At 69.9% G+C, this 439-nt stretch carries 1 protein-coding gene; it reads right to left on the bottom strand.

What is annotated here, in order from left to right:
* A partial coding sequence (locus TN53_RS42445; protein ID WP_046264256.1) for an ATP-binding protein occupies nt 1-439 on the bottom strand: 439 nt, incomplete at both ends.

The following is a 439-nucleotide window of genomic DNA, read 5'->3' as shown; positions in this document are numbered from 1 at the left end:
TCGCCCGCGTCGGCGGCGGGGATGTCGATGAGCTCGTAGCCGAAGGCGTGGTAGCTCTCTTCGTGGACCTTCTCGAACTCCAGCGACTCCGCGAAGCTGATCCGGCGGGCGCTGGTGGGTTCGCAGAAGCCCAGGTTGCGGACGAAGAACACCTGAGGCTCGTAGATCGCCTCGGCCGTGATCCGTTCGATCTCCGCGGTCAGCGACGCCGGCACCGGCCGCCCCAGGTACCGGGCGAGGGCATGGGTGCACACCGGCGAACGGTCGTACACCTGGACGGATTCGGACGCGGCGGCTGCCGACTGCCGTAGCCGCTGGAGCTCGGCGATCTCCTCGATGAAGGATGCCCGGGTCCACGGTTCGTCCTCGCCGCGGGCCTGGGCCTGTGCGATGACCGCGGTCGCCGCCTCCTCGACGACCGCGTGGCCGAGGTCGGCGA

The sequence above is a fragment of the Streptomyces sp. WM6386 genome (assembly GCF_000972385.1).
In the GTDB taxonomy this organism is placed as follows: Bacteria; Actinomycetota; Actinomycetes; order Streptomycetales; family Streptomycetaceae; genus Streptomyces.
Note: the sequence above shows the minus strand (reverse complement) of the source record. Positions and strands in the feature narration are given on the sequence as shown.